Source organism: Paenibacillus sp. Y916 (genome assembly GCF_056786435.1).
In genome coordinates this window covers 212,393-237,929 of sequence record NZ_JBXCJA010000005.1, presented here as the reverse complement: position 1 = coordinate 237,929, position 25,537 = coordinate 212,393, and the positions used below count along the sequence as shown (strand labels likewise).

Genomic DNA, 25,537 nt, shown 5'->3' with positions numbered 1-25,537 from the left:
GATACATTTTTAGTATCCCAGACGCATGGAGTGAATCTTTAAAAATAGATTGGATTGTCCGAACGGAAATGGGCTTCGTATCTGGGACACCCGGAAAGAGCCAATGGTTAGGCCGATAGGCCTTCCAGTATTGCCGAAGTAGCAGGAGATTGTGGTCGGATAAAATGGAATAACGATCTTTGCCCCTTTAGATTGGCGAACTAGAAGGCGCATATTGGTACTATGGATGTCTGTTATTTGTAGGTGAGCGACTTCGCTCACACGAAGTCCTGCTGAGTAAACCGTTGTAAGAATAGCCTTGTGCTTGAGATTGCGAGTTGCTTCGAGGATTTGGCATACTTCCTGAAAGCTCAGTATCGTGGGGAGAAAGGACTTCTTCTTGACTCTCGGAATATGTAGCATGTTCCATTCGTGAAAAAGGACGGACTGGTAATAAAACTTAATGGCACCATAGGCGGAATTCACGTAAGAGGAACTCAGTTTCCTTATTGCGATCGCATGATGAAGAAAAGCTCGAACCTCATCGTATCCGTTTTAGTTCAACATCACACTTTTGCCTCGTTGCTGGCGCTCCTTGGTTGCCAAAATGGATATCAGAGAAGACTACAACACCAAGAGGGCATTTATGAGGCGGAAGTCTCTCAACGATCCTATCAGAAGCGACGTGAATCCTTTACACCTGTGGGGAAATGGACAATTGAACTAGCCAAGCAAGTCGAGGAAAGGCTAAGACAGACGTGGTCCCAATACGCTTGGCGTTTTTTATGTACTCTCAATTAAATCTTAAAGTTGTTCGATTTCCCAATGCGAATTATTTCGAACCCCTCATTCTTGCGATACCACGTTCGGACTTGTTTAAGAAAGCCAATGTATGCTCCTTAAACACGGATTGAGGCAAGTTATGAATCGCTTCGATTGCTTGAGCGAGTGGTAATTTTTTTCGGAACAAAAGTGTATTGATTCGTTTTATGGTTGTGATATCATCCTTAGTCATGCCGTTTCGTTTCAATCCAACAAGGTTAATGCCATATATGTTGGCACGATAACCACTGGCGATCGAGTAGGGTACAATGTCTAGATTGATAAAAGATGCAGCTCCAATCATTGAAAATCCACCAAGCTTACAGAACTGGTGAATAATAGCGGAACCACCGATGGTAACATTATCTTCAATTTCAACATGACCTGCAATTTGTACATTACCTGAAATGGTAGATTGGTTACCTATTACTACATCATGCCCGATGTGGACAATGCTCATAATCCAATTGTCGTCTCCAATTCGTGTCATACTGCCACCTTTTACTGTTCCTTTGCCAATTGTTGTGTATTCTCTTACGATGTTGTTGTTCCCGATGGTAAGATACGTCTCTTGCCCTTTGTGGGTTCGATCTATCGGCATAGAACCAATGACGGCCCCTTGGAAAATATGGTTTTTTTCGCCGATTGTTGTGTGGGAGCCAATTAGAACATGACTTTCAATTTTGCATCCGCCCCCGATTCTGACGTTTTCCTCAATGATACTAAATGGACCGATAGTGACATTTTCTCCGATTATAGCTGTTGGATGAATGATGGCAGTAGAATGAATCATATTTATTCCTCCTCATTTAAAAGTGTGTTTTTGTAATGTCTTCTAATTTCTTATTGAATTCCTTCAGTATTTTCGGAAGTCTCGCAAGCGTTGCATACTCCTTCAGTTGTTCTTTATGAGGACGTGCAAAAGTGCCAGATACAAATGATTTTTCCGGCAAGTCCTTGGCTACGCCTGTTTTTGCCAAAACGACGGAATGATCGCCAATGGAGACATTGTTCGAGATAGTGCATCCGCCTGCCAAAAGGACGTGGTTTCCAATTGTTGATGAACCTGCAATCGCACATGTGGACACTACGATGCAGTGTTCGCCGATTTGTACGTTGTGCCCGATTAGGACCATATTGCCAATTTTCGTTCCCTTTTTGATTATGGTAGAATCGATCGTACCGCGATCGATTGTTGTATTGGGACCAATTTCAACGTCATCCCAAATGACGACGTTCCCTATATGAGGAAATTTCACATGTTTTTCTCCATCCCATTCATAACCGAATCCATCGGAACCGATGACGGAACAAGATTGGATGATGACGTTGTCACCAATTAACGTGTCCTTTAAAATGGTTACATTGGGGTGGATTAAACAATTTTTACCGATAGTAACATTTTCGCCAATAAACGAATTTGAACCGATGATGCTGTTATCGCCAATAGAAACGCCTTCTTTCACGACGGCGCCATCATCTATCTGCGTACAGCTACCGACTTTCAATGACAAATCAATCGTACTTGACGAGATTTTACCATTGCCTTTCCTTTCGTCTTGAAATGTCATTATCAAATGAATGAAAGCAAGTCTGGGATTCTTAACTTTGATGACTGGAATGCTATATTCACGAGTGTCTTCGGGGACAATCAATGCGGAAGCTTTGCAAGTAGCCAGTTGACCCATATTCTTTTCTGTTACGTAGGCAATTTGACCATCCTTGGCGTTCAACAAAGAGGCGATACTATGTATGACCACGTCTTCATCACCAACTAAAAATCCATTCAATTTCTGAGCGATTTCTTTTAAGTTGTATTCCATGTTTAATCTCCCTTTAGTTATGATTAATAAATATTGTTCAAAATCTCCTGTGCCAAAAGATTATTTAGGTGATGGGAAGTTCGTTCGCCTTCAATTTTCGCTAAAAAAGGTGGAAGCAAAGCCAAGTCCCCCATAACGTCTAAAAGCTTATGACGTGCGAATTCATCTGGGTAACGTAAACTAGGTGTGATCTTTCCTCTACCAATTAGCACGGCGTTTTCCAGAGATGCACCTTTAATCAGTCCTTTGCTTTTGAGGTAGTCAATCTCTTTTTCGTAACCAAATGTACGTGCGGCTGCAATATTGTTTAGAAAATCATGAGTGCCAACATTAAAAATAGCTTCCTGATCCGTAAGGAATGAAAGGTTGTGTTCGTTTTTGAAACCGATTGAATAGGATATCCCATCAAAGGGAGATGCTTCTAGAAACGACAACCCTACTTCAACTCTAATGGTCTTTTTCAAGCGAAGAAATTTTTTTTCAACTTGTTGTTCTGAAAGGCCAACTTCACTTATTTTCGATGTAATAACGAAAGCGCTTCCATCAAAAACCGGTATTTCTTCACCGTTGACGTCAATGATGACATTGTCGACGTCCATACCTCGAAGGGCAGACATTACATGTTCGACCATAGAAACTGAATAGTCATTATGATTTTTAAGCTGAGTGCAACGTTCAGTGTTTGAAACGTTCTCAACCGTGGCTTTAATTACTTCAAAAGGTGTTACATCTGTTCTCCTGAATACGATGCCACTGTTCGGTGGTGCGGGATGAAAAGTCATACATGTTGTAATCCCTCTGTGGAGCGTGATGCCCTCCAGTTCAAAATCACTTGCAATTGTTCGTTGATTTACCATATAAACACCCTTTCATTCATTTTTTATATTATAAACTAGTTTCGTATTTTTTTGTAAAAAAAGTACTCTAAGGAAATTCCTTTCAAAGAATGGCATGGTTTTTGTATTTAATTTTTCCAGTTTTTATATACAACATGATATGCAAGGAATCATTTGATGCTGTTCTCTCAATAGGTACCTTATTTATGATTGAAGATAGAGAATCGGCATTTAAAGAGATTATTCGAGTCACACGAAAAGAAGGTTATATAGGCATAGGGGATTATGTGTACTCAAAATCCTATACCAATTGAATTGGAACAGTATGAATTTTTTGGAAGATACAAGAAATGGCTTCGGAGTGTTAAATGGAACTCCAATTTGTTTCAACAACACGGGCTGACAATAGAAGAAAACTATTATTTTGAGATATCCCTAGTAGGCTTAATGTTAGCAGCCTTTTGAACTAACGGGTTACGATAGTTTAACAGTATAAGGAGAGTTCATAGATAACTCGAAGAAGGCGCTGACATCACATAACACTTTGGATTGGTTGCGCAGTTGCCCGAAAAAGGGACCTTCATAAGCACGGCATGAAGGTCCTCAAAATGGTGAGCATATGAGCAGGAAGGCTACGCGGCAATTGCGCAAATCCATGTTGAACGATGCCGCGAATATTTGCTAGCCTATGGGTTTTGTTATTTACTTCCTTCTCTTAATGTAGCACAATAATAAGAGATTGCACTTTTAAACTTCTAAGGTCAACCCGTTCATTCACGGATGAATACATACCTTCCCCCTCCCCAGATCAGGCATCGTAGAAAAAAGCATGCTATTCATCGCGCTTATCCACACCGGTTAATTTGAAAATGAGTTCCTTCGCCATCAGCCGATTGTTGTAAATCGCCATTTTGTGTGTATATCGACTTAAATATTTGACGACGTGAAAGGAATTCTTGAAAGGTTTTTTAGAATAGACGACCCAATCCGGTTCATAGAGTGCATCTACGAGCGCGAGAAAAGAGGATTCTTCTGCGTAGGGCAGAGTAGTAGATTCAAGTGACAACTTCCTACGGAAGTTCGTGAATACCTGAACATTAGCTGAAATTGATGAAAACTATTACAAAAAAATCCAAGGAGTTGTGCATATGGATATAGAAATTAAAAATAGATTAATAGAAAGCTATAATGCTAATGCAGAATTAAGAGATAAGTTTGAGATTCAAAGTTGGAAGCTCAATGAATTAAACCGATTTATCTCCTATTTTAGTAACATAGTTGGTTTAAAACTCCTTGATATTGGTGCGGGTTCCGGTCAACATAGCCAGTATTTAAAGTCAAATGGTTTCGATGTGCTTAGTATTGATATGAGTCCAGAAATGATCAAATTATGTCTCAACAGAGGGTTAAAGGCTCAAGTGATGGATTTTTACTCGTTGAAGTTAGAAGAGGCTTCATTTGATGCAATTTGGTCAATGAACGCATTACTTCATGTGCCTAAGAGTAGGTTGGATATTGTTTTAAATAATATTAAGACTGTATTGAAGCCAGGTGGATTTTTTTACTTAGGTCTATATGGTGGTTATGATAGCGAAGGGATTTGGGAGGAAGATCCATATAAACCTAACCGTTTTTTCTCATTTTACAAAAATGAAGATATAGAAGTGAAAGTTAAAGACTATTTTGATGTAATGAATTTTGAAGTGGTTCCAATGGTTGGTATGAACACAGACTTTCAATCATTCGTTTTGAGAAAGAGATAAATTCTAATAGTTAATTCAAAAAAGTCATCAACATCAGCTAACAATGTGTTTACGTTTCAGGGGACAAGCCCCCTAGATCCCGGAAGTTAAAACGAGGAAGTAATTGCTGGGATACATCCACACCACCTAACCACATCCCGGCCGCTCATTCCGTTCGCTTAAGTTGGTGGGACGTCGTGAACACGGAAACGTTATGGCCGGACTTCAATAAGGAATTATTAGTTTCAGCGATTATGGAATATCAAGAAAGAAAGAATAGAAGGTAATGACATCTGATAAACACAGTGTTCCTACTGCGGGCATGCACCCTTGAACGGTAATCAGGCGACATATTCAACCAGCTAAGTTTGACAACCAGGTGCTGTGCACCTTAATCCGCTAGAACGTCAGGAATGCGCAACGTTATATGAAAGATCGGAAGTGTCCTAAAAAAGTCAAATGAAGGAGGGGGAAGTATGGCGTTAATAGGAATTATAAGACATGGGGTAACAGATTGGAATGATGAATATAGAGCGCAGGGACAAGCTGATATCCCATTAAATGATGAGGGTAGAAGACAAGCTGAATTACTATCTAAGAGAATGAAGAACGAGGACTGGGATTATATTTATTCAAGTGACTTATCAAGAGCACTTGAAACAGCTGAAATCGTAGGAAGGATTAAGAATATTGAAGTGAAAATTGATCAAAGATTAAGAGAAATGAACTGCGGTCTTATTGAGGGTACAACTGAAAATGATAGAGTTAGCAAGTGGGGGTACGGATGGACCAAACTTGATCTTGGTATAGAATCGAATGATGAGATAATCACAAGAGGAATGAAATGCCTCATAGAAATTTCTGAAAGACATTTCGACAAAAAAGTATTGATAGTGAGTCATGGAGCACTAATTGGACTGACCTTGAAGAAACTTATTCCCCACATCGATACAGAAGAACACCTCTATAATACATCTATAACAATTTTAAATAAAAAACAAAGTAGATGGGATTGTGAACTATATAACTGTATTAATCACTTAAGCCGTTAGAACGTCAGGAATGTGCAATATTAGATGAAACCTGCGTAAGAAATTGTTAAAGAACAAGATTTAAACAGTACATATATTTGTGTTTTGGTAACTTGACCACTTCGAGAAATTCTGGGGGGAAGAATGTGAAACAACAATTGATTACTGATTTAGATGAGTTTCTTACATTTATTAAATCGTTAGACAACCTACAGGATGGAATTTGGTTTTCGCCCCTAAGTGAAGGGAAATGGAGGATTCATGATATTGTTACACATATCATGAAATGGGACGACTATTTTAATAATGTTACCTTTCCGATCCTAGCCCAGAGCGAACTTTCTGAATTAAGGGAGCATCATGATTATTTAGGATACAATGAACAATCCATTCAATATGGAAAAGGAAGAACCAAAAAGGAAATCATTGAAGAAACAATACAAAATCGACACATCATGAGTTCTAATCTAAATAAGTTAGAAGATAATAACTTTTCTGCTATTTACCCGGGAGACCGGGGATTCACTTTAACATCTTATATTACAGAATTTTTTACATCACATGACAAATACCATATGAAACAAATTCAAGATTTTATAGTAACACAATAATTCGAAAAAACTTTAAAGGAATAATCGTAAGGAGCGAACTATATGATCGATATTTCTAAAGTTGCAATAACTGAACCACTGAAGATCATTATTGGAGCCTCGTCACAATCATATCCGGGATGGGTTCAGACACAAGAAAATGAGTTAAATTTACTTATTAGAGATGACTGGAAGAGAAACTTCGGTATCAGGACAATAGATATTATTTTATGTGAGCACGTTTGGGAACATTTAACCTATGATGAAGGAATAGAAGCTGCAAGGATTTGTTTTGAATTTTTGAATTCTGGAGGATATGTTCGTTGTGCTGTACCCGATGCATTTTTTCGTAATGAATGGTACCAGAATATAGTTAAGGTTGGAGGACCTGGACCATTAGAACATCCTGCTGCTAGTCATAAGATTGTACATAATTATAATACTTTACGGAGAATGTTCGAAGAAGCGGGGTTTGAAGTTAAATTATTGGAGTATTGTGATGAAGAAGGGGAGTTTCATTATAATGATTGGAACCCTGAAGGCGGATACATATATAGGTCATTTCGATTTGATCATAGAAATAAAGGAGAAGAATTGGGTTTCGTTTCTCTAATCATAGATGCAGTTAAGATTGTTTTGTAGGTAAATACCAGAAGACGGATGACATCATACAATAATACATTTTTGCTTCGTCGCGGGTGCTCCTTGTCCGCCAAAGGAATTAATGGAGGTCAAGAATGATTGTATCTTTTTTTTACCTATCGCATGAGAGATTTTCAATGGTATAGTATTGTTAAAATATAGAAAAAGGTGGCGATGACAATGAAAAGTACATATAACATTTTTGTTGGGCATGTATTTGAAGGGGATAACGCATCAATAGCCCTATAAACTGCGTGTTTCACCCTCAATAGTGAGAGGGGTATCATGTTGAAAACTAATCCATTTTTAGAAATTGAAAATCCAAAGCCATTAGGTGCAGGTTCTTATGAAATGGCATTACCTTTAGTAAATGCATTAAAGATAACTGCTGGAATGCGTGTATTAGAGGTGGGTGCTGGAACTGGTCAAGTAGCAGCGACATTGGCCAAATTTTGGGGAGTGTCGGTAATCACTTTGGAACCTTGGGAAAGCTTAAAAGATATACAAGAATATTCATCAGAACAAGGAGTAGAAAATCAGGTTCTTCCACTTAATATTAATGCGAAATGCATGCCATTTGCAGACGAATCATTTGATGCTGTTCTCTCAATAGGTTCCTTTTTTATGATTGAAGAAAGAGAATTGGCATTGAAAGAGATTATTCGAGTCACACGAAAAAAAGGGTATATAGGCATAGCGGAACCTATGTGTACTCAAAATCCTATACCAATTGAATTGGAACAGTATGAAATTTTCGAAAGTTACAAGAAGTGGCTTCGTAGTGTTAAATGGAACTCCAATTTGTTTCAACAACACGGACTGACAATAGAAGAAAACTATTACTTTGAGGATAGTTACCAGTGGATGATTGATAACTTTCGTTATTATGATGGAGAAAAGGACTTTATACTACAAGATGAAGGACGTTGGTTGTCTTTAGGATTGGTAGTAGGTAGGAAATAATAAGATATCCCAAGTAGGCTGCTAGCATAATGTTAGCAGCCTATGAACTAACGGGTTACGATAATTATAGTTTATTCGAGCCAGGCTCTTGGCTGCATAAACCAGTGAAAACGGTAATCGATCTTTTAGAAGAATAGAAATGGAAAAGTAGTTTGTGTTGATTTATTAGAGTCCGCTATAGATAAATTACATGATTATAGTCAAAAGTCTGGGGTCGAACAATTTATTGTGACAAGGCTATCAGACATGGAACAATTCAATATCGAACAATTGGAATATGACATTGACAGGAATGGAAAATCCGTAAAATTAACAACTGATTGTATAACTTTTGTAGCCAAAAATATTATATAAGCTAAAGGAAGATACCAATGACATATACTATGTACCATTACTTTGAGACTAATGTTGGACCGTTCAGAAATCTCTCAAAGCTTTTGATGGATGATGCAATAGAAATATCCAAACAAATAAGAGAAGTGGGAGAAATATTTGCAAGTCAAAGAGCGGATGACTATTTAATTGTGAGGAGAGATCTTGAACACCTTGCACGGGAAGCATTCATTAGTAAGGGGGGAAAGCCCATAAATAAATTTCCTCATTATATGACTTTAGGATCCTGTGATTGGCTTGCTACATGGTATAAAGACCCCGGGGAAATAACAATTGATTGGAATGATTTTTCTCAAGAAGTAATTAGTTTTACATATGGGGACTTGTTTCCCACAATGAGGTATCAAGATGAGAAGTCTTATCGTAAACAAGTGTATACAAAGAATGAAATAGTAGAAATAATCAAAGAGTTCGGTATGCCTCAAGTATGGAATAAGAATGGTGACAAGGGACCAGAAAGATATATTGAAGTGCAAATATGGGATGAAGAGGTGATAAAGAGGTTTTGTAAGTTGGACTGAGAGTCGAAGGCATCTTATAACAATGCATTTATGCCCTGTCGCTGCTTCTGAATTAACGGTAATAAACAATGAAAATGTTGTATTCATATTGCATGGAGAACATATGATTTGTAATATTCGATAAATAAAGGGGTGTGCAAATGGACTCTTCAGACAATTGAACAGCTATCAGAAGAAGATATTTCATGGTCTCCGAACTTGGAGAGTAACAGTATTGCGAATCTTGTTGCACATATTCGAGGTTGTGCTCACTCACGAATCGAAACGATCCTTTTTAATATTCCTGATACAAGGGGCAGGGATAAGGAATTTGAACGTGGGCTTATAATGACCAGAGATCAAGCTTATAACATGACAAAGGAAACATTCGATATAATCATTCAATATCTATAGCACCTCAACTCAAATCCGAAATTGTTATTATCTCAACCTTTTATCAATCGTCCACCTCTTTCATATAGTCAAGTAAATAATGAGACAACTGCTCTTAACCTAATGATAGCGATGGTTAGAGAAATTCATTATCACACAGGGCAAATAATATATGCAGCAAAAATAAGGAAGGGACAGATTGAATGGCAGTACGATTAATATTAACGTGCTTGATTATTCTAAGGTTGAAGTCCGTCGTGAGGCTTTTGAACGTTACAGGAAATCAGCGAACATCATAGAAACCCTCTAAAGACAAACATATATTCATAGATGCTTTTCAGCTAATAAAAATACTCCTGATTCATCGCAGCCACTCTTCGGTCGCAATGAGAGGGATCGACTAAGGAGCGATTGAATTGTTGCATATGATTAGTTTAATCATCCCGATTGGTGTGTTATTGCCGAATCTATTATTCTTCGGAATACCACCTAGAAATTCACCTGCTAATATTGAGGTTAAAGAAAGTCTGATTTTAAAGATAGCTGAAGGGCTTGGGAGAGTTGGGGTATTGGTATTACCCATATTTTCCTCAATACACAATGATCAAAGTTATGAAGTTTTATCATTCATTGGAATGATCATTTTTCTACTGTTATATTATATTGGATGGATACGATATTTTGTAAGGGATAGGGAATATAGATTACTTTTCTCACCAATGATTGGAATTCCAGTACCTTTAGCTATTACTCCGATCCTATATTTTCTTAGTGCTTCGATAGTTTTACATTCACCTTTATTATTTCTTAGTAGTTTGATATTTGCCATTGGACATATTCCGAATAGCCTAATCACATACCATCACATTAATAATGACAATATTTAAAGGATAAAGGAGGTCCATATGTATGAAGTCTAATACCTCGGACCGCATTAAAATGCCGTCAGGATTTTGGGCAGGATTAAATCAATTAGGGATTTCCGCCCACGACGTAGCTCGTAAAGCACTACTGCCGCTCACGATTATTACTGAACCAGTAATCACCACCGCCCAATATTTCGCGATATGGCAGGCTTATTCTGATCTCATGGGTGACACTGCCCAAGGAATGATCAAGCTTGCGACCGCTTTTGAAACATCGAAGTATCCACCGACCGTCTTAGCGACTTACCACGCTCGTGACTACCGCGACGCTCTAAACCGAATGGCTCGGTACAAACAACAGTGCCCCCCCGAAAGCTTACGTATCACGGAGGAGGGCGAGCACTGTACAATCGAACTAGAATGGCAGTGTACCGAACAATCGGGTCCTTCGATACTAGTTGGGATTACGCTGGCTTTTCTATTGGAGCTTGGGCGCCGGGGGACAGGTCAACCTTTGGTGGCGCAGTCCGTCGAATTTACTCACTCAATGGGCGATGTACAGGTCCTTGAAGCTTACTTCGGCTGCCGTATCCAGATGGGCGCAACATGTAACCGATTGACGCTACATCGAAGGGATCTAGACCGCCCCTTTGTCTCGTACAATGAAGAGTTGCTGGAGATCCTGACTCCCGTTCTGGACCGATCATTGGATGACCAGCAGCCTAGCCGCTCAATTACCGAGATGACCAAATGGATCATGAAACGTAGTCTCACGGGAGGACGTCCCGACATTCAGGCTGTCGCGAAGGAGTTGGGTATGAGCGATCGTACCCTGCAGCGCCGGCTTACTGACGATAACACGAGCTTCAGACATCTGTTGACACAAGCTAGACATGAGCAGGCCCGTAAGTACTTGGCAGATCCCACACTCGATATTAAAGAAGTGGCTTTCTTAATTGGATATGAAGACCAGAACTCGTTCTACCGCGCCTTCCGCCTGTGGGAAGGTGATACTCCTTCCAATTGGCGTGCTGAACATTTAGATACAATCTCGATGTACTGATTTTTTTCATTTGGCGTGTTAAACAAGAACCTTGGCACAGTATGCTAGTTACTGAACAATCCAGATAAGGTAATATAATCACTAGTTCAAGCACAAGACTGTTCTTGAGATGACCAATAATCAGCTTGCGTGAAGAACAAACGAATGAAAGAGGCGATTATTAAACTTATGGATATGGGATTGAACAATAAAACAGCTTTAGTGACAGGATCAACGAAAGGTATCGGTAAAGCAATTGCCATTGAACTTGCCAAAGAAGGTGTCAATGTACTGATTAATGGACGGAATTATGAAGAGGTAGAACGAACTGTAGAACAAATGAAGTTAGATTTCCCGGCTACCTCTCCTCAGAATGCTACAGCCGATATTGTGGATATAGAGCAAAGAGAAGCTTTATTTGCTAAGTATCCCAATATTGATATTTTAGTTAACAACATGGGCATTTATGAAATTATGCAATATGAGGACGTTGACGATGAAGTATGGGAAAAATACTTCCGTACCAATGTTCTTGCTGCAAATGGATTATGTAAATTTTATTTACCTAAAATGTTGAAAAATGATTATGGTCGCATTATTTTTATTGCGAGTGAAGAAGCAATGATGCCTTCAGGACAAATGCCTCAGTATGCAATGACAAAATCAATGCTATTATCATTGTCAAAAAGCTTATCTAAGTTAACAATGGGAACAGAAGTGACAGTCAATACGATCATGCCAGGACCAACACTCTCAGAAAATGTGCATCAAATCATTGACAGTATATACCCTAATGAGGATATGACTTTCTCAGAAAAAGAGAAAACATTTATGACAACAAACCTACCTCAATCTGAAATACAGCGATTTATCAAGCCAAGCGAAATAGGTAGACTAGCTACATTTATATGTAGTCCTTATGCATCCGCATTTAAAGGTTCTCCAATCCGTATGGATGGGGGAATGGTACCAACTATTTATTAAATATCACGCCTGTCGGTTTTGAAATAGGTTTATAAACGTGGTAGACTTTTCCATAAGATTGTCTCTTTCTAATCGTTTTGTGTGGTGCATACGATTTTACAGAAAGGGCGATCTTTTATTAATTTGGCTCTGTTAAAGAATAATGTTGATATTTGATACTTTTACGAAATCTTGCTCTCTTATATAAGAACAAACATTCGGGGGGATGTAATGGTGAGCAAAGCGTTTAATAATTTATTAAAGCATATCCACAAGCTATCTCATACGGAAAAAGAACGAGTGTTTCAATGGGTTAAACGCTATGTTGAACCTACATCCTCTGTTGGCGGTCGCTCTTAATCAATGAAATGAGAGAAACTCGCTTTAAAGAAGGCGTTGCATGTCCTCATTGTACCTCCGAACAGGTTGTTGGTTTCGGGAAAAATAAAGGTCGTCAGCGTTATCGTTGAAATTGATGAAACCTATTTTCTATACTCTGAAAAAGGAAAACGTGGTGGAAAACCCAAACATAGAGGTATTAGCCACGAACAGGTATGTGTTCTTGTAGCCAGAGACCGAACAAAAGTAACGGTTTCTAAAGTTGGCTGTATGGGGCGTGTTGTAAAAACAAAAGTGGATAAGTTGATTGGCTCAAAACTAACTTCTCAAAATGTTTTTATTCGTAGATAGCCATAGTAATGAAACTATTAAACTAATTAAGGAGGGGATTATTATAAAAAAATATATTCCGATTGTGTTGCTTTGTTTCACTTTAATATTATCGGCTTGTACCCAACGTGCAGAAGACACACAAGAATATTCAGGAATTATTGTTGATGGTAAAGTTATGAGCTATGAGTATACCGTAACCAAAGAGGAAAAATCATTCTCTTGGAAGGTAGGTTACAAAGGAGATATAACCACTATCGAAGAAAGTATCGACAATAAAGATGAATTACAAAATTTTATGATGGCTGTAAGCGATAGTAAATTGATACTTTCAAAACTAATCATATCGTTATCATACTTTATAATTGTTGCAGTAATTTCGTTTTTCCTTTATAAGAAGAACAGAAAAATACTTAAAGATGGTGCAATTGTAGTTGTATTAGCAAGTATTATTGCATTATATATTGCTATTGATGCATCTTTTGATTTAAGTATTGCACTACAAGATATTAAACTTCACTATCTAAGGCTAACTAATTGAGATAATGGGGAAATCCCATAAAATAGAGTTTCCTTTAAATTATTTTCCCTATTATCAACATTTAATTTTAACAGAGCCTTTAATTTAATAGCACCATATTTTAATATGAAGGATGATTTATTTTTTGAAGATTGGATAAAGATCGGAAAAGATAATCCATAAAGGAAGTGACCATATTGAGTTACATACAACAATTAAGAGGATTAGTAGGTACGCGTCCTATCATTATGGCAGGAGCATGCGTCATTCTTTTAGATGGTGAAGGTCGATTATTATTACAACTAAGAACGGATAATGGTTTATGGGGATTACCCGGGGGTTCAATGGAACCTGGGGAAGAAATGAAAGAAGTTGCAAGCCGAGAACTTTTTGAAGAGACAGGTTTAGAAGCTGCAAGATTAGAGTTATTTGATATATTTTCAGGACCAGACCTTTATTATCAGTATCCACATGGAGATGAAGTATATAACGTCGTTGCAGCTTATATATGTAAAGAATACAGTGGAACTATTCAAGGCGATGGAGATGAAGTACGAGATATACAGTTCTTTCATTTAAATGACATACCTAATGAAATAAGTCCACCTGACCTACCTGTAATTACAAGATATTTAAAGGGCGTAAGGTCATAAGGGGAAAGGGGAAATTACTGAATCCTCGGCTCGATAAATATGGTGTGAAGGAATGATCATTTGGATATACTAATTGATTACGCTGGTATTGTGTCAGTGGTTCTTAGTAATATAATATACCCAGCACTACTTATTCTAGGTCTTATATTATGTGTTAAGAAATCCTTTCGGAGTGGGATGGTTTTCTTTCTTTTATTACTAGTTAAATTCGGTCTTCAAATAATATTTGGCATCTTTATAAGACAAAGGATGGAAGATTTTGATCCTTCTGCGGGACTAAGTTTTGGAGATTACTTTGCAGCGTATACACAAATTACAAATTTAGTACTTAACATTATCAATGTTACAGCGTTCCTGATATTACTTCATTATCTATATAAAAAAAGTGCTAAAAGCTAAGCAGAATTTCTGCTAACTCCCAGCACTTTTCGTTCCCTCTCAATAGTCATTCGAATGATCAGTCATTTCAGGTTTCATCCTAAAAAAGTGCAATGATTCTATCAAGTATGCCAGTAATATCAAGAAATACGATGAAAATGACTAAAGGAATAACGAACCTCATAATAAAAAACCAAATATTAAATGCAGAAGCGCCCAACCGAGAATGCTGTAATAGCTCCTCACGCAAAGTGCTTTTCTTAATTTTAAGGGGTACGAAAATAGAGATTAAAAACACGCCTAGTGGCATTAAAATATTACTAACTAAATAATCGGCTGAATCAAACAGGTTCTTCGTGAAGATTAAAATATCAGCAAAAACACTATAGGATAATGCAGAGGGAATGCCTACGACGAGAATTAGAATACCAATAATAAAGGCAACCTTTTGTCGGTTCTCCGGTTTTCCTTTCACAACAGATGCGACAATGATTTCTAACATAGAAAAAGCCGAAGTTAATGTAGCAAACAGAAATAATGCTAAAAAACCGAATAAAAAAACTTCTCCCAAAACAATTTGATCAAACACAGCAGGCAATACAACAAACAACAACCCAGGTCCTTCATCGGGTTCTAAGCCTAGTGAAAATACTGCTGGGAAGATGGCTAGTCCTGCTAGTAAAGCAATTAATAAATTCATTGTAACGATTGAAATAGCCGGTTGAATTAAGCTTTCTTTTTTTGAAAGATATGAACTATAAGTAACCATGACGGACACCCCGACACTTAAGGAGAAAAAGGCTTGACCCATCGCGAACAGAACACTTTGAGATGTGATATTGGAGAAGTCAGGTGATAGAAAGAACTTCACACCTTCCATAGCGTTGTCGAGTGTAAGTGAGCGAATGATGAGAACGATAAACAGTACAAATAAAGCGGGCATCAAAATTTTACTTACTTTTTCAATGCCGTTCTGAATGCCTTTGGCTACAACTAAGACGGTCATGGTCAAAAATACAAATTGAGCTCCAACAACCAAGATAGGATTTCCAATCGTCATATTAAAGACAGATCCATAATCGGCACCCGGACTAATAATTTCTCCAAACAAACCTTTAACAAAATATATAACGATCCAACCACCAATAACACTATAAAAAGACAATAGAAGAAAACAGGTAAATACCCCTAACTTTCCAATCCAATGCCACTGACTATTCGGAGCTAAACTACGATAAGCACTAATGGCTTCCTTTTGCGTGCTTCTCCCAATAATAAACTCTGCTAATAACAATGGAAAACCCATAAATAAAGAAAATAAAATAAATAGAAGAAAGAATGCCCCTCCCCCACTGATACCCGTAACGTAAGGAAGCTTCCATATGGCACCTACTCCTATTGCCGAACCTGCTGCTGATAAAATAAAACCAATCTTCGATGACCATTGCTCTTTTTCTTGCATACTAATCAACCCTATCTTCTGTATTTAAAACGAAGTGAAAGACAAAAACAGCCACGTCTCTATCTTTAACGATAGGGACGTGGCTGTTCACGCGGTACCACCCTAATAGGAAACAAATCTTGTTTCCTACTTGTTAAATAATGATTTAATCCGATTTGTACTCTTTTCTAAGAATGTAATTAACCGAAATCTTTGTAACGAAATTATAGTATGATAGCACCATGAGGTCAAGTCTGATATTCTCCTAAAGGGGTGGCTTAAGTGGATATGAAGATCGAGGAATGGATTATAGAAGTGGATATGTTAAGTATGCAAAAGGCTATGGAATCAGGCTCTATAAGCTCGGAAGATATCGTGCGTGAATATCTAGACAGAATACATAAGTATGACACAGACATTCACTCGATATTAGAAATCAATCCGGATGCGATTCAAATTGCTAGGGAGTTAGATCAAGAACGTAAGGAAATAGGAAGTCGCGGGAAGTTACATGGTATTCCTATTATATTGAAAGACAATATCGATACAGGAGATAAGCTGCATACCAGTGCTGGTTCAGTGGCTTTAGCTGGATCATTTGCAGCGGCGGATTCATTCGTAGCGTCGAAGCTGCGTTTGGCAGGTGCGGTTATCCTTGGAAAAGCGAATATGTCCGAATGGTCGAATTTCATGTCCAGTACGATGCCAGCGGGGTACAGCTCACGAGGAGGACTCGTGCTCAATCCATATGGACCAGGCGAGATATTCATTAGTGGCTCTAGTTCTGGATCTGCGGCAGCCGTAGCGTCGAATTTGGCAGCGGCAGCGATTGGTACGGAAACAGCGGGATCTATTGTGGGTCCAGCATGTCAAAGTTTCCTGGTAGGTATCAAACCGACGGTGGGACTCGTTAGCCGAGCTGGCGTTATTCCTATTTCCGTGAGCCAAGACACGCCGGGGCCTATAGCTAGGACTGTTACGGATGCGGCTATTATTTTAGGTGCATTAACTGGCATGGACGACAAAGATAAGGCTACACTTTTGAGTAAGGAACGTTCCTTTAGTGATTACACCCCATTCCTAGATGCTGACTTTTTACAACAAGCAAGAATCGGCATTCCGAGACATTATTATAAGCACTTAGACGAAGAAAGACTGACCATTATGGAAGCAGCGATCTCAACATTGAAAAATGCAGGCGCCACGATAGTAGATGATGTCAGTCTTCACGTAGAACATAATAATTGGAATAATGACGTTATCTGCTATGAATTTAAACAAGGTCTCAATCAATATTTATCGCAATTGTCCGATTCCGTACCGATTCATTCTTTGCAACAATTAATTGCATATAATGAGAACCATGCAGAAGTTGCTTTGAAATATGGGCAAGACACGCTGATAAGATCAGAAGCTATAACATTGACTGAACCAGAATATCGTCAGAAGAAACAAGAATATGATGCGCTAGCACTTAGTCAGGGAATAGATTATGTGTTAGAACAGCATAGTTTAGACGTATTAATGTTACCAGGAGATGTGGATGGGATGTATATAGCCGCACGATTGGGCTACCCTCTGATTACTGTTCCAGCAGGATATTCGTCAACAGGGGTTATTGATTCAGATGGTGACTCGACAAAAGGACCTTTTGGCGTTGTCTTCTCAGGCACAGCATTTAGTGAACCTACGTTAATACGAATAGCATATGGCTTCGAGCAAGCGACGAATCATCGTTTCCCACCTGAACTTGTTTAGATTTAATTAAGTATAAAATGGACGAATACAACGATATTGGAGCAGGTCGCAAAGCTTAGCGAGATGGAACTTAAGGAACTACATGGCATTGGTCCCAACGCAATGAAACAGCTTCGTCTTGCGTTAGAGGATAAGGCCTAACGTTCTCTAATAAATAAACAGAAAGGAGATAATTATGGGAATCCAAATTATTAATCTTGCGGATCAGATGGAATACTATGAAACGGTATGTCAGTGGCTTTGGAAGCAATGGGCTAGTGACAAACCGATTGAATATGTGAGATACGGCGTATTACATAATTCTCAGATAGATCGTGTGCCAATGACATTTGTAGCCTTAGAAGGAGAAGAAGCTGTAGGGACAGTATCCTTTTGGATGAATGATCTATCTTGTAGACAGGATCTTTATCCTTGGTTGGCATGCTTGTATGTCGCTGAAGAGCAGAGAGGTAAGGGCATAGCGAGAGAACTGCAGAATCGTGTAATAGAAGAAGCGAAGGAATTAGGATATAACCATTTGTACTTAATTACGACGCATGACAATTACTATGAAAGATTCGGATGGAATTTCATAGAGAGAGCATCGAAGCCCAATGGCGATTTCACCAAAATATATAGTAAAGATTTAAACTTATCGTAATGTTATTTCCCGATAGTAATACATTAAGAGGGTTGGTGTATTGAGATGAAGTCAATACCAAATAAATTTATTGCCTCTATTATAAGTGGATTCATATTTGTACTTGTATTTACTTATGTGGATTACACGCCTATTGAATTACAGAATTCAAATACGCATTATTACTCCTTCATTAGTTTGTTGCTTAATGGATTATTAGTTATCATTCCGTTGTTTATCGTATTGGGGATTCTAGTTAGTTCGATTATCGACAGGATCATAATAATGACAGGCTATTTTTTTAAGGGGAATCGTTATTTATCGAATGTGTTGATGTATTTATTAATGGGGTTATCCGTTGGCGTTATAATAACGATCAGTTTTACATCCATACTTAATGGGAAGTTTCTATTGCTTGCTATAGGGTCAACAGTACTTGGCTCATTGTTGTTCTACAATGCTTTAATCTTGACGGATCACTTATTATCAAAAGTATGGAAGAAACTATATGAGATAGTAGAACAATGATGACTCCAATAACACATAACAATACACTCCTGGGTAACTAATTCGGTTACTGGATTTCAGTGAACGTTTTACGGTTTTTCCTGATTGTGTTACTGTATAACTGACAAAAGGAGTGATCGTATGGAAACCATCTTTATCATTGAGGATGATGCTAAGCTTGCAGGTCTGCTGAGTGCTTACCTCTCCAAATATGAATATCATACAGTTATCGTTGATGACTTCAATAACGTGCTGGAGGCCTTTAAGGAAAGTGCTGCCGACCTCGTGTTGCTGGATATCAATCTGCCCAAATATGACGGCTTTTACTGGTGCCGTCAGATTCGCCAATCTTCGCTTTGTCCGATTCTGTTCATCTCCGCCAGAGATAGCGGGATGGATCAGGTGATGGCGCTGGAGAACGGGGGGGATGATTATATTACGAAACCTTTTCACTATGAGGTCGTATTGGCCAAAATTCGCAGCCATTTGCGAAGGGCATATGGTTCATACGCACAAATCCAGGAGGAGCGTACACTGCATTCGGGTGCTCTAACCCTATTTCCTGAACGTTATATAATCCAATATGCCGGAGAATCAATGGAGCTGACACAGAAGGAGGCCATCCTGATGGAAGCGCTACTGCTAAAGGAGGGGCGTGTTGTCACCCGGGAGAAACTGCTAGATCTCATGTGGGAAGACCAGCATTTCATTGATGATAATACACTGAACGTCTATATTACGCGTGTCCGCAAAAAGCTCAAGGATCTTGGCGTAGGAGATGTTGTAGAAACGGTAAGGGGTGCTGGCTATCGTCTGAGTGTCTCTAGTGAAGCGCCATGAGATTGTTCTGGAAGGACCAACTTCCGCTGCTGCTCTTCTATACGCTTCAAATGATCCTTGTTCCTATTCTATATTGGATCTCAGGTGAGAATAGACCCCCCACGATCATGTGGTATGGTGTACTTCTGAGTGGCGTTATTCTTCTTTTATACCTCGGTTATCGTTATGTTCAACATCGTAAATTATATACGCTATTAAGTTTTCCTCGCAACATATCTGTGGATCATTTGACACCTCTAGGGGATGTTACACTTCCCGAAGCGGTTAATGAATTACTCCAGAATATTGATCGGCAGTATCAGGAGAAGCTGAATGTGCATGTTCGGCAAATGGACCAGCATATGGTGTTCATCAACCGCTGGGTACATCAAATGAAGACGCCGATCTCCGTCTTACAGCTCACACTGCAAGATCTGGAAGATGAAACCGCCAGTAGTGTTCAGGAAGAGCTGGACAAGCTGCGCAAAGGACTGGAAATGGTTATCTATACATCCCGTCTGGACCGATTCGAGGATGACTTCCATGTAGAATCATTATTCCTCCGCAAGACAGTCAGCGAAGCGGTATCCGAGAACCGCAGATTATTTATCCGCCGAGGCGTATCCGTGAATATTCAGGTTGATGCCGGATTACGTGTCTACAGCGATGCCAAATGGCTGATGTTCATGTTGACGCAAATCTTAACTAATGCTGTAAACTACACGGATGGCTCCGGCAAAGCGGTGACGATCTCTGCACAACGCCTCGGTGACGATACTATTCTGGAGATTTCAGATCAGGGTATCGGCATCTCTCCCGAAGACCTTAAGCGAGTCTTCAACCCCTATTTCACCGGCGAACGTGGACGGCAATATCATGAGTCCACCGGAATGGGACTTTATCTGGTTAAAGAAATTTGCACCAGACTAGGATATGCCGTCGAGTTAGAATCTCAGCATGAAGCAGGAACTACGGTTCGGATTATTGTTAACGGCAATGCCCATAGGCAGTAAACCGAACATAACCTTAAGTGATTTGTAAGATAACCTTAAGGTAAATACATAGCAGTGAAATGCCTTATCCTATACATTAGAAACAGGACAAAGACATCTTGAAATTAAAGAGATGACTCATGGGTGACTCATGTTTTCCTTAGGAAAGGAATGTATTTCAATGAACGTATTAGAAGTCAAAGCACTGAATAAAGTATATCCGGGTAAAGTGCATACCCAAGCCCTTACTGATATTCATCTCAGCGTCGAAAGTGGTGAATTTGTCGGCATTATGGGACCGTCGGGCAGCGGTAAAACAACGCTACTCAACATGGTATCAACTATCGACCACCCCTCTTCTGGAGAGGTGAATATCAATGGTAGTAATCCTTATAAGATGAATAAGAAAGAACTCGCTCATTTCCGCCGCAGACAACTCGGATTCGTCTTTCAGGATTTTAATCTGCTGGAGACATTAACCGTAGCTGAGAATATTGTGCTCCCACTCACCCTAGACAACCGTAAGTTGAGCGAGATGGAATCCCTGCTACAGATGGTTGCTGGACAACTTAACATTACGGATATCCTGAAGAAACGAACCTATGAAATATCCGGTGGACAACGGCAGCGGACCGCTATTGCGCGGGCGATCATTACTTCACCTGCGATGATTCTAGCTGATGAGCCGACCGGTTCCTTGGACTCTAATTCCTCACGGATCGTCATGGAATCGTTGGAGAACATCAACCGCACGCAAGGCACCACACTCATGCTCGTTACCCATGATCCACAGGCAGCGAGTTACTGCAACCGGATCATCTTCATCAAGGACGGCAAGTTGGCCGCCGAAATTCACCGTGGCGATAACCGCCAGGCCTTTTTCCAGAAGATTATCGACACACTTTCGTTTTGGGGAGGGAATAGTCATGAGCTTTCCTCAATTCGCGTTTAATAATGTACGGCGTAACGCCCGGGCTTATATTGCTTATTTTCTGAGCAGCGCTTTTATGGTCATGGTCTTTTTCGCTTATTCCGTATTCATTTATCATCCCGAGATTGCAAATAATGATATGGGACCCATGGCGGCCTTGAGTATGCAAGTCGCAGCCTACATTGTGTATGTGTTCGCCTTCTTCTTCGTGCTGTATTCCATCGGATCGTTCTTGAAATCACGAAATCAGGAGTTTGGGATTCTATCCATTCTGGGTGCTCGACCGAACCAGATTAACAAGCTCATTTTCTTTGAAAATATGCTAATCGGCATGGCGGCCATCCTAACAGGAATCGCAGGTGGCATGCTTCTCTCCAAATTGTTCCTGCTCTTCAGCACCAAGACGATCGGAATTGAGGATCTGCCCTTCTACTGGCCAACCAAAGCGATGCTGGTCACTTCCCTTTCATTCGTCTCCTTGTTTCTGGTCATCTCCATCTTTACTTTGTTGTTTATCCGCAAGAACAAAGTGCTGGATCTGCTGCAAGGAAACATAAAACCGAAAAAACAGCCGAAGGCATCCATCTTTCTTTCACTGCTTGGTGGAGTATTACTGGCTATCGGATTTTATGCTCTGCGGATGGAATTAAGCCCCGTTACTATTGTTCTGGCAGCCGTTACGGGAATTGCCGGAACCTATTTTTTCTACTCACAACTGTCCGTTTTATTCATACGTCTGCTTCAGCGAAGCCGGAGATCCACATGGCGCGGGACACGGCTGCTCTGGATATCGGAAATGAGCTACAAACTGCGGGACAACTCGCGGATGTTATTCCTGATTACCGTAGTGACTGCTTTGGCCAGTATGGGGGCAGCTGTTGTGTTGTCCATTAACCAGGCCGGAAAAGAACTGTACACCGGGGAACCCTTTTCCATCACACAATCGTATTTCCGGACCACATCGACCGAACCTGACCGAAGAAAAATTCACCAAGAACTAAGAGCAGCAGGTGTAGAGTATACGGAGACGAGAATCGATAGGTTATCTTCCTCAGTCCTTAATGAGGAAGGCAGCAAGAACATCCTGCTTCTGATCGGAATTTCTCAGTATAATGAACTTGTGTCTTTAATCGACCTTCCGGCCTTAACAAAACTCGGTTCAAATGAATCGGTTCTCTTGGCTTCACCAGAAGTTGAAAAGGATGATTATATTGTTAACCGTATGGTTACTTTGGTTGAACAGCCCGCCGTATCTCTTTATGTCAAGGAGAGTGTAACAACAGAATCTATTGAGTTCATAAGTTCAATAATTCCTGTGCTGATTGTGCCAGAAAAGTGGATGGAGACGGTAAGAGTAGCCCAATCAGCTGAAGCGGGGAAGGAAATCAGACCTTATATCGATTATTACTATAAGGTTCCTGCATGGGATATAGGTTCACTGCCTACCCTAAGCAGTCAGGAAAATATCGTAGGCACCAGGCTGAGCAAATGGAATGTCAATATGGAGGGGAAAAGTGAAGAAGTGTTCCATCTAACTTCACGCGCCGCTAGTTATTGGCTTCTCAAACAAAGTACAGCCATGCTAAGCTTCGTTAGTATTTTTATCGCTTTGATTTTTTCGGTTGCATCGGCTAGTTTTTTGTACTTCAAGCTGCATAGTGAGTTGGCTGCGGACATTCGTATGTACCGTGCATTATCCAAGATAGGGCTAAGCACACGTGAAATGTCAGCATCAGCGACCAAACAAATTGCCATACTCTTCTATATTCCAATTGTTGTAGCCGCCGTTCAGAGTCTAGTTGTCATCACCCCTATCCTCTCGGAGATGGGAATCATGAATGTGCTCCAACCGGTACTGATCACATTTGCTGCGTATCTAATTCTGCAAAGCGTCTTTTTCATCATTGTGAAATCACGATATATACGCAGTCTTAAGAAAATGATGGTTTGAAGAACACTTACCGTAACTTTTCCTTCTATATTAAACGACTAGATCATGTTTGGGAAAATTAAACAAAAAATGAGTGGAGGTTTTAATTTTGAAGAGTAATTTATTAAAGAAGGGATTAATCGTTAGTTTGAGTTTTATACTATTGGTTATTTCAGCAGGTTTTAGCCTAGACAAAAAAGTTTCCGCAAATCCAGATAACCAGGTAGATACGAAACGAACTTTAAAGGTGATGTATCAAAATAAACATTATTTTGATGAGGATTTGTTCAAACAGAAATTTCCCAATACAGAAATCAAGGAAGTTATATGGGATGGGAAATCAGATTTAAACGATTTTATTGCCAAGCAGTCACCTGACGTTATCATGTTGAACACCCTTGAATATAAGCAGTTGTCCAAGGAGAATCAGTTAACAGAATTGGGGCAATTAATTAAGCGTGACAATTATGATACTGCATCAATATACCCTGGATTGTTGGATGCAATGAAAGTGGATGGAAAGCTTAACGGATTAAGTCCAATCTTCGAAACACAATCGATTTTCTACAATGTCGACTTGTTTAAAAAACATAATGTTCCATTGCCGCAAGACGGAATGACTTGGGAAGAAATATTGAAATTAGCTGCCAAGTTTCCAACCAAAGGAAGTAAGGACACTCGTATTTGGGGACTTCAATATCATCTTGATAAATACTCCTATTTAATAAATGATATAGCAGATTCTCAGGGATTAACTCGATATAATCCCAATACACTAAAGGTAACTATTAATACAGCTGATTGGAAAAAGGTGTATAGTATGGCTACCGCCGCAATAAAATCGAATACCATAGAAGGATCGAATGTAGGTGGCTTAGGCTTTAGCGAGGATCCTTTCATTATGGGACGAACGGCTATGAAGGTAACTACCTCTAGTATTGATTATTTAAGGACTGTAACTGCAGATAAAGCGCATGTAGCGAATTATAAACCTTTTACCGTTAAGATTGCAGCGGGTCCTGCAGATCCTAAGGATCGAAAAATGACACGAAGTATCATTCTTTTTTCAATCATGGCGATTCCAGCTAGTTCAGCTAATAAAGATCTTGCTTGGGATTTCCTCAAATTTTATAACGGAGTGGATTACGCTAAATCCAGATCTGAACTACCTTTAAATTATTCCCTAACTCGTATGGATTATAGTAAAGAGTACAAAGGTCTTAGTTTGGAGGCTTTCTATAAATTAAAACCAAACTTGGAATCATCGCGATATCTCACTCCCAAAGGGATTCCATTTGATCATTCGCAGTATCAAAAAGTTGTACAGAGTGAAGTTAAACAAGTAATAAGCAACAAAAAGACATTAGACAAAGCGCTAGTTTCCATTCAAACACAAGTTCAAAAGAGCCTTGATGATGCTGTGAAAAAGCAAAAAGAAAAGAAATAACTCAGGAGCCTTAGCTTGCTGATAACGCACTTATACGCATATAAGGACCCATCCTAGATAGCTTCTATCTGAGAATGGGTCCTTTGTTGTCGACGATTCTCCCGTTTACTACAGACATATCCGCTGAGAAAGCTAATAATGAAATCATTCGTTTGTCGATATGGCCGCCTCGATAATCTCTTTCGCCTTCGCGTCCGACTTCATCTGCTACTATTTTATAATAGTAACTAAATGGATCTGTATTCGTTATATGTTATAAGTGGTGAAAAGAAAAAGATATCAAATCAT

The 25,537-nt window shown here is 39.3% G+C and carries 27 protein-coding genes and 2 pseudogenes; 23 read left to right on the top strand and 6 right to left on the bottom strand.

All coding sequences use genetic code 11. The features are described from left to right. Positions 1–9 precede the first annotated feature (9 nt). On the bottom strand, positions 10–402 hold the full coding sequence (locus AC1TO9_RS13805) for a tyrosine-type recombinase/integrase (protein ID WP_482059444.1): 393 nt from the start codon (positions 400–402) through the stop codon (positions 10–12). A gap of 96 nt (positions 403–498) precedes the next feature. Between AC1TO9_RS13805 and AC1TO9_RS13800 the strand changes: the two genes are divergently transcribed. Beyond that, positions 499–780, top strand: coding sequence for a hypothetical protein (locus AC1TO9_RS13800; RefSeq protein WP_482059443.1), 282 nt, complete (start codon positions 499–501; stop codon positions 778–780). A gap of 31 nt (positions 781–811) precedes the next feature. On the opposite strand, the gene lpxA is transcribed toward AC1TO9_RS13800, so the two are convergent. Genes lpxA through lpxC form a run of 3 tightly spaced genes read right to left on the bottom strand, consistent with a single transcriptional unit; the run spans position 812 to position 3,481 of the window. Continuing rightward, entirely contained in the window at positions 812–1,594 is a 783-nt protein-coding gene (lpxA, locus tag AC1TO9_RS13795) for an acyl-ACP--UDP-N-acetylglucosamine O-acyltransferase (RefSeq protein WP_482057612.1), read from the bottom strand. Positions 1,595–1,610: 16 nt separating this feature from the next. Beyond that, the gene (lpxD, locus tag AC1TO9_RS13790; protein WP_482059442.1) at positions 1,611–2,624 is read right to left on the bottom strand and encodes a UDP-3-O-(3-hydroxymyristoyl)glucosamine N-acyltransferase; all 1,014 of its coding nucleotides are present in this window, start codon (positions 2,622–2,624) and stop codon (positions 1,611–1,613) included. Positions 2,625–2,647: 23 nt separating this feature from the next. Then, on the bottom strand, positions 2,648–3,481 hold the full coding sequence (gene lpxC / locus AC1TO9_RS13785) for a UDP-3-O-acyl-N-acetylglucosamine deacetylase (RefSeq protein WP_482059441.1): 834 nt from the start codon (positions 3,479–3,481) through the stop codon (positions 2,648–2,650). An 89-nt stretch (positions 3,482–3,570) separates the two neighbouring features. Between lpxC and AC1TO9_RS13780 the strand changes: the two genes are divergently transcribed. Further along, positions 3,571–3,774 (top strand): methyltransferase domain-containing protein, encoded by a 204-nt coding sequence (locus AC1TO9_RS13780; protein ID WP_482059440.1) that lies wholly within the window; start codon positions 3,571–3,573, stop codon positions 3,772–3,774. A gap of 560 nt (positions 3,775–4,334) precedes the next feature. Here the strand turns inward: AC1TO9_RS13780 and AC1TO9_RS13775 are convergent. Next, positions 4,335–4,505, bottom strand: a pseudogene (locus AC1TO9_RS13775) (transposase); the annotation flags it as partial. A 103-nt stretch (positions 4,506–4,608) separates the two neighbouring features. Here AC1TO9_RS13775 and AC1TO9_RS13770 point away from each other — a divergent pair. The 13 genes and pseudogenes from AC1TO9_RS13770 to AC1TO9_RS13710 all read left to right on the top strand — a co-directional run bounded on the left by AC1TO9_RS13770 (position 4,609) and on the right by AC1TO9_RS13710 (position 14,427). Beyond that, positions 4,609–5,223, top strand: a complete 615-nt coding sequence (locus AC1TO9_RS13770) for a class I SAM-dependent methyltransferase (RefSeq protein ID WP_482059439.1) — start codon at positions 4,609–4,611, stop codon at positions 5,221–5,223. A gap of 455 nt (positions 5,224–5,678) precedes the next feature. Further along, a complete protein-coding gene (locus AC1TO9_RS13765; RefSeq protein ID WP_482059438.1) occupies positions 5,679–6,254 on the top strand; it encodes a histidine phosphatase family protein in 576 nt (191 codons plus the stop codon). A gap of 125 nt (positions 6,255–6,379) precedes the next feature. Next, entirely contained in the window at positions 6,380–6,844 is a 465-nt protein-coding gene (locus tag AC1TO9_RS13760) for a hypothetical protein (RefSeq protein ID WP_482059437.1), read from the top strand. Positions 6,845–6,886: 42 nt separating this feature from the next. Beyond that, positions 6,887–7,465 (top strand): class I SAM-dependent methyltransferase, encoded by a 579-nt coding sequence (locus tag AC1TO9_RS13755; RefSeq protein ID WP_482059436.1) that lies wholly within the window; start codon positions 6,887–6,889, stop codon positions 7,463–7,465. Positions 7,466–7,750: 285 nt separating this feature from the next. Further along, complete coding sequence (locus AC1TO9_RS13750) at positions 7,751–8,428, top strand: class I SAM-dependent methyltransferase (RefSeq protein ID WP_482059435.1); 678 nt, start codon at positions 7,751–7,753, stop codon at positions 8,426–8,428. A 371-nt stretch (positions 8,429–8,799) separates the two neighbouring features. Continuing rightward, on the top strand, positions 8,800–9,342 hold the full coding sequence (locus tag AC1TO9_RS13745) for a hypothetical protein (protein ID WP_482057617.1): 543 nt from the start codon (positions 8,800–8,802) through the stop codon (positions 9,340–9,342). A 132-nt stretch (positions 9,343–9,474) separates the two neighbouring features. Continuing rightward, entirely contained in the window at positions 9,475–9,735 is a 261-nt protein-coding gene (locus tag AC1TO9_RS13740) for a DUF1572 family protein (protein ID WP_482057618.1), read from the top strand. 404 nt (positions 9,736–10,139) lie between these two features. Further along, on the top strand, positions 10,140–10,601 hold the full coding sequence (locus AC1TO9_RS13735) for a hypothetical protein (protein ID WP_482057619.1): 462 nt from the start codon (positions 10,140–10,142) through the stop codon (positions 10,599–10,601). Positions 10,602–10,623: 22 nt separating this feature from the next. Further along, the gene (locus AC1TO9_RS13730; RefSeq protein ID WP_482057620.1) at positions 10,624–11,643 is read left to right on the top strand and encodes an AraC family transcriptional regulator; all 1,020 of its coding nucleotides are present in this window, start codon (positions 10,624–10,626) and stop codon (positions 11,641–11,643) included. A gap of 168 nt (positions 11,644–11,811) precedes the next feature. Then, the gene (locus AC1TO9_RS13725; protein WP_482059493.1) at positions 11,812–12,606 is read left to right on the top strand and encodes an SDR family NAD(P)-dependent oxidoreductase; all 795 of its coding nucleotides are present in this window, start codon (positions 11,812–11,814) and stop codon (positions 12,604–12,606) included. A gap of 213 nt (positions 12,607–12,819) precedes the next feature. Next, positions 12,820–13,266, top strand: a pseudogene (locus AC1TO9_RS13720) (transposase-like zinc-binding domain-containing protein); the annotation flags it as partial. Further along, positions 13,256–13,795, top strand: coding sequence for a hypothetical protein (locus tag AC1TO9_RS13715; protein ID WP_482057621.1), 540 nt, complete (start codon positions 13,256–13,258; stop codon positions 13,793–13,795). The pseudogene AC1TO9_RS13720 and the gene AC1TO9_RS13715, both read left to right, overlap by 11 nt. 176 nt (positions 13,796–13,971) lie before the next feature. After that, positions 13,972–14,427 (top strand): NUDIX hydrolase, encoded by a 456-nt coding sequence (locus tag AC1TO9_RS13710; RefSeq protein WP_482057622.1) that lies wholly within the window; start codon positions 13,972–13,974, stop codon positions 14,425–14,427. Positions 14,428–14,905: 478 nt separating this feature from the next. Here AC1TO9_RS13710 and AC1TO9_RS13705 read toward each other — a convergent pair whose 3' ends face one another. After that, positions 14,906–16,267 carry a sodium-dependent transporter gene (locus AC1TO9_RS13705; protein WP_482057623.1) on the bottom strand — a complete coding sequence of 454 codons (1,362 nt, stop codon included), beginning with the start codon at positions 16,265–16,267 and terminating at the stop codon, positions 14,906–14,908. A 267-nt stretch (positions 16,268–16,534) separates the two neighbouring features. On the opposite strand from AC1TO9_RS13705, the gene AC1TO9_RS13700 reads away from it, so the two are divergent. The 8 genes from AC1TO9_RS13700 to AC1TO9_RS13665 all read left to right on the top strand — a co-directional run bounded on the left by AC1TO9_RS13700 (position 16,535) and on the right by AC1TO9_RS13665 (position 25,249). Next, complete coding sequence (locus tag AC1TO9_RS13700) at positions 16,535–18,004, top strand: amidase family protein (protein ID WP_482059492.1); 1,470 nt, start codon at positions 16,535–16,537, stop codon at positions 18,002–18,004. Between the two features lie 175 nt (positions 18,005–18,179). Then, entirely contained in the window at positions 18,180–18,644 is a 465-nt protein-coding gene (locus tag AC1TO9_RS13695) for a GNAT family N-acetyltransferase (RefSeq protein WP_482057624.1), read from the top strand. 45 nt (positions 18,645–18,689) lie between these two features. Further along, a complete protein-coding gene (locus AC1TO9_RS13690; protein WP_482059434.1) occupies positions 18,690–19,151 on the top strand; it encodes a hypothetical protein in 462 nt (153 codons plus the stop codon). 120 nt (positions 19,152–19,271) lie between these two features. After that, the gene (locus tag AC1TO9_RS13685) at positions 19,272–19,970 is read left to right on the top strand and encodes a response regulator transcription factor (RefSeq protein ID WP_482057626.1); all 699 of its coding nucleotides are present in this window, start codon (positions 19,272–19,274) and stop codon (positions 19,968–19,970) included. Then, entirely contained in the window at positions 19,967–20,962 is a 996-nt protein-coding gene (locus AC1TO9_RS13680; protein WP_482057627.1) for a sensor histidine kinase, read from the top strand. The genes AC1TO9_RS13685 and AC1TO9_RS13680 overlap by 4 nt, the downstream gene beginning before the upstream one ends. A gap of 160 nt (positions 20,963–21,122) precedes the next feature. After that, positions 21,123–21,893: an ABC transporter ATP-binding protein gene (locus tag AC1TO9_RS13675; RefSeq protein ID WP_482057628.1), complete on the top strand. Its 771-nt coding sequence runs from the start codon at positions 21,123–21,125 to the stop codon at positions 21,891–21,893. Further along, positions 21,868–23,823, top strand: a complete 1,956-nt coding sequence (locus AC1TO9_RS13670) for an ABC transporter permease (RefSeq protein ID WP_482059433.1) — start codon at positions 21,868–21,870, stop codon at positions 23,821–23,823. The genes AC1TO9_RS13675 and AC1TO9_RS13670 overlap by 26 nt, the downstream gene beginning before the upstream one ends. Before the next feature lie 88 nt (positions 23,824–23,911). After that, positions 23,912–25,249, top strand: coding sequence for an ABC transporter substrate-binding protein (locus AC1TO9_RS13665; protein ID WP_482057630.1), 1,338 nt, complete (start codon positions 23,912–23,914; stop codon positions 25,247–25,249). Positions 25,250–25,537: the final 288 nt, after the last annotated feature.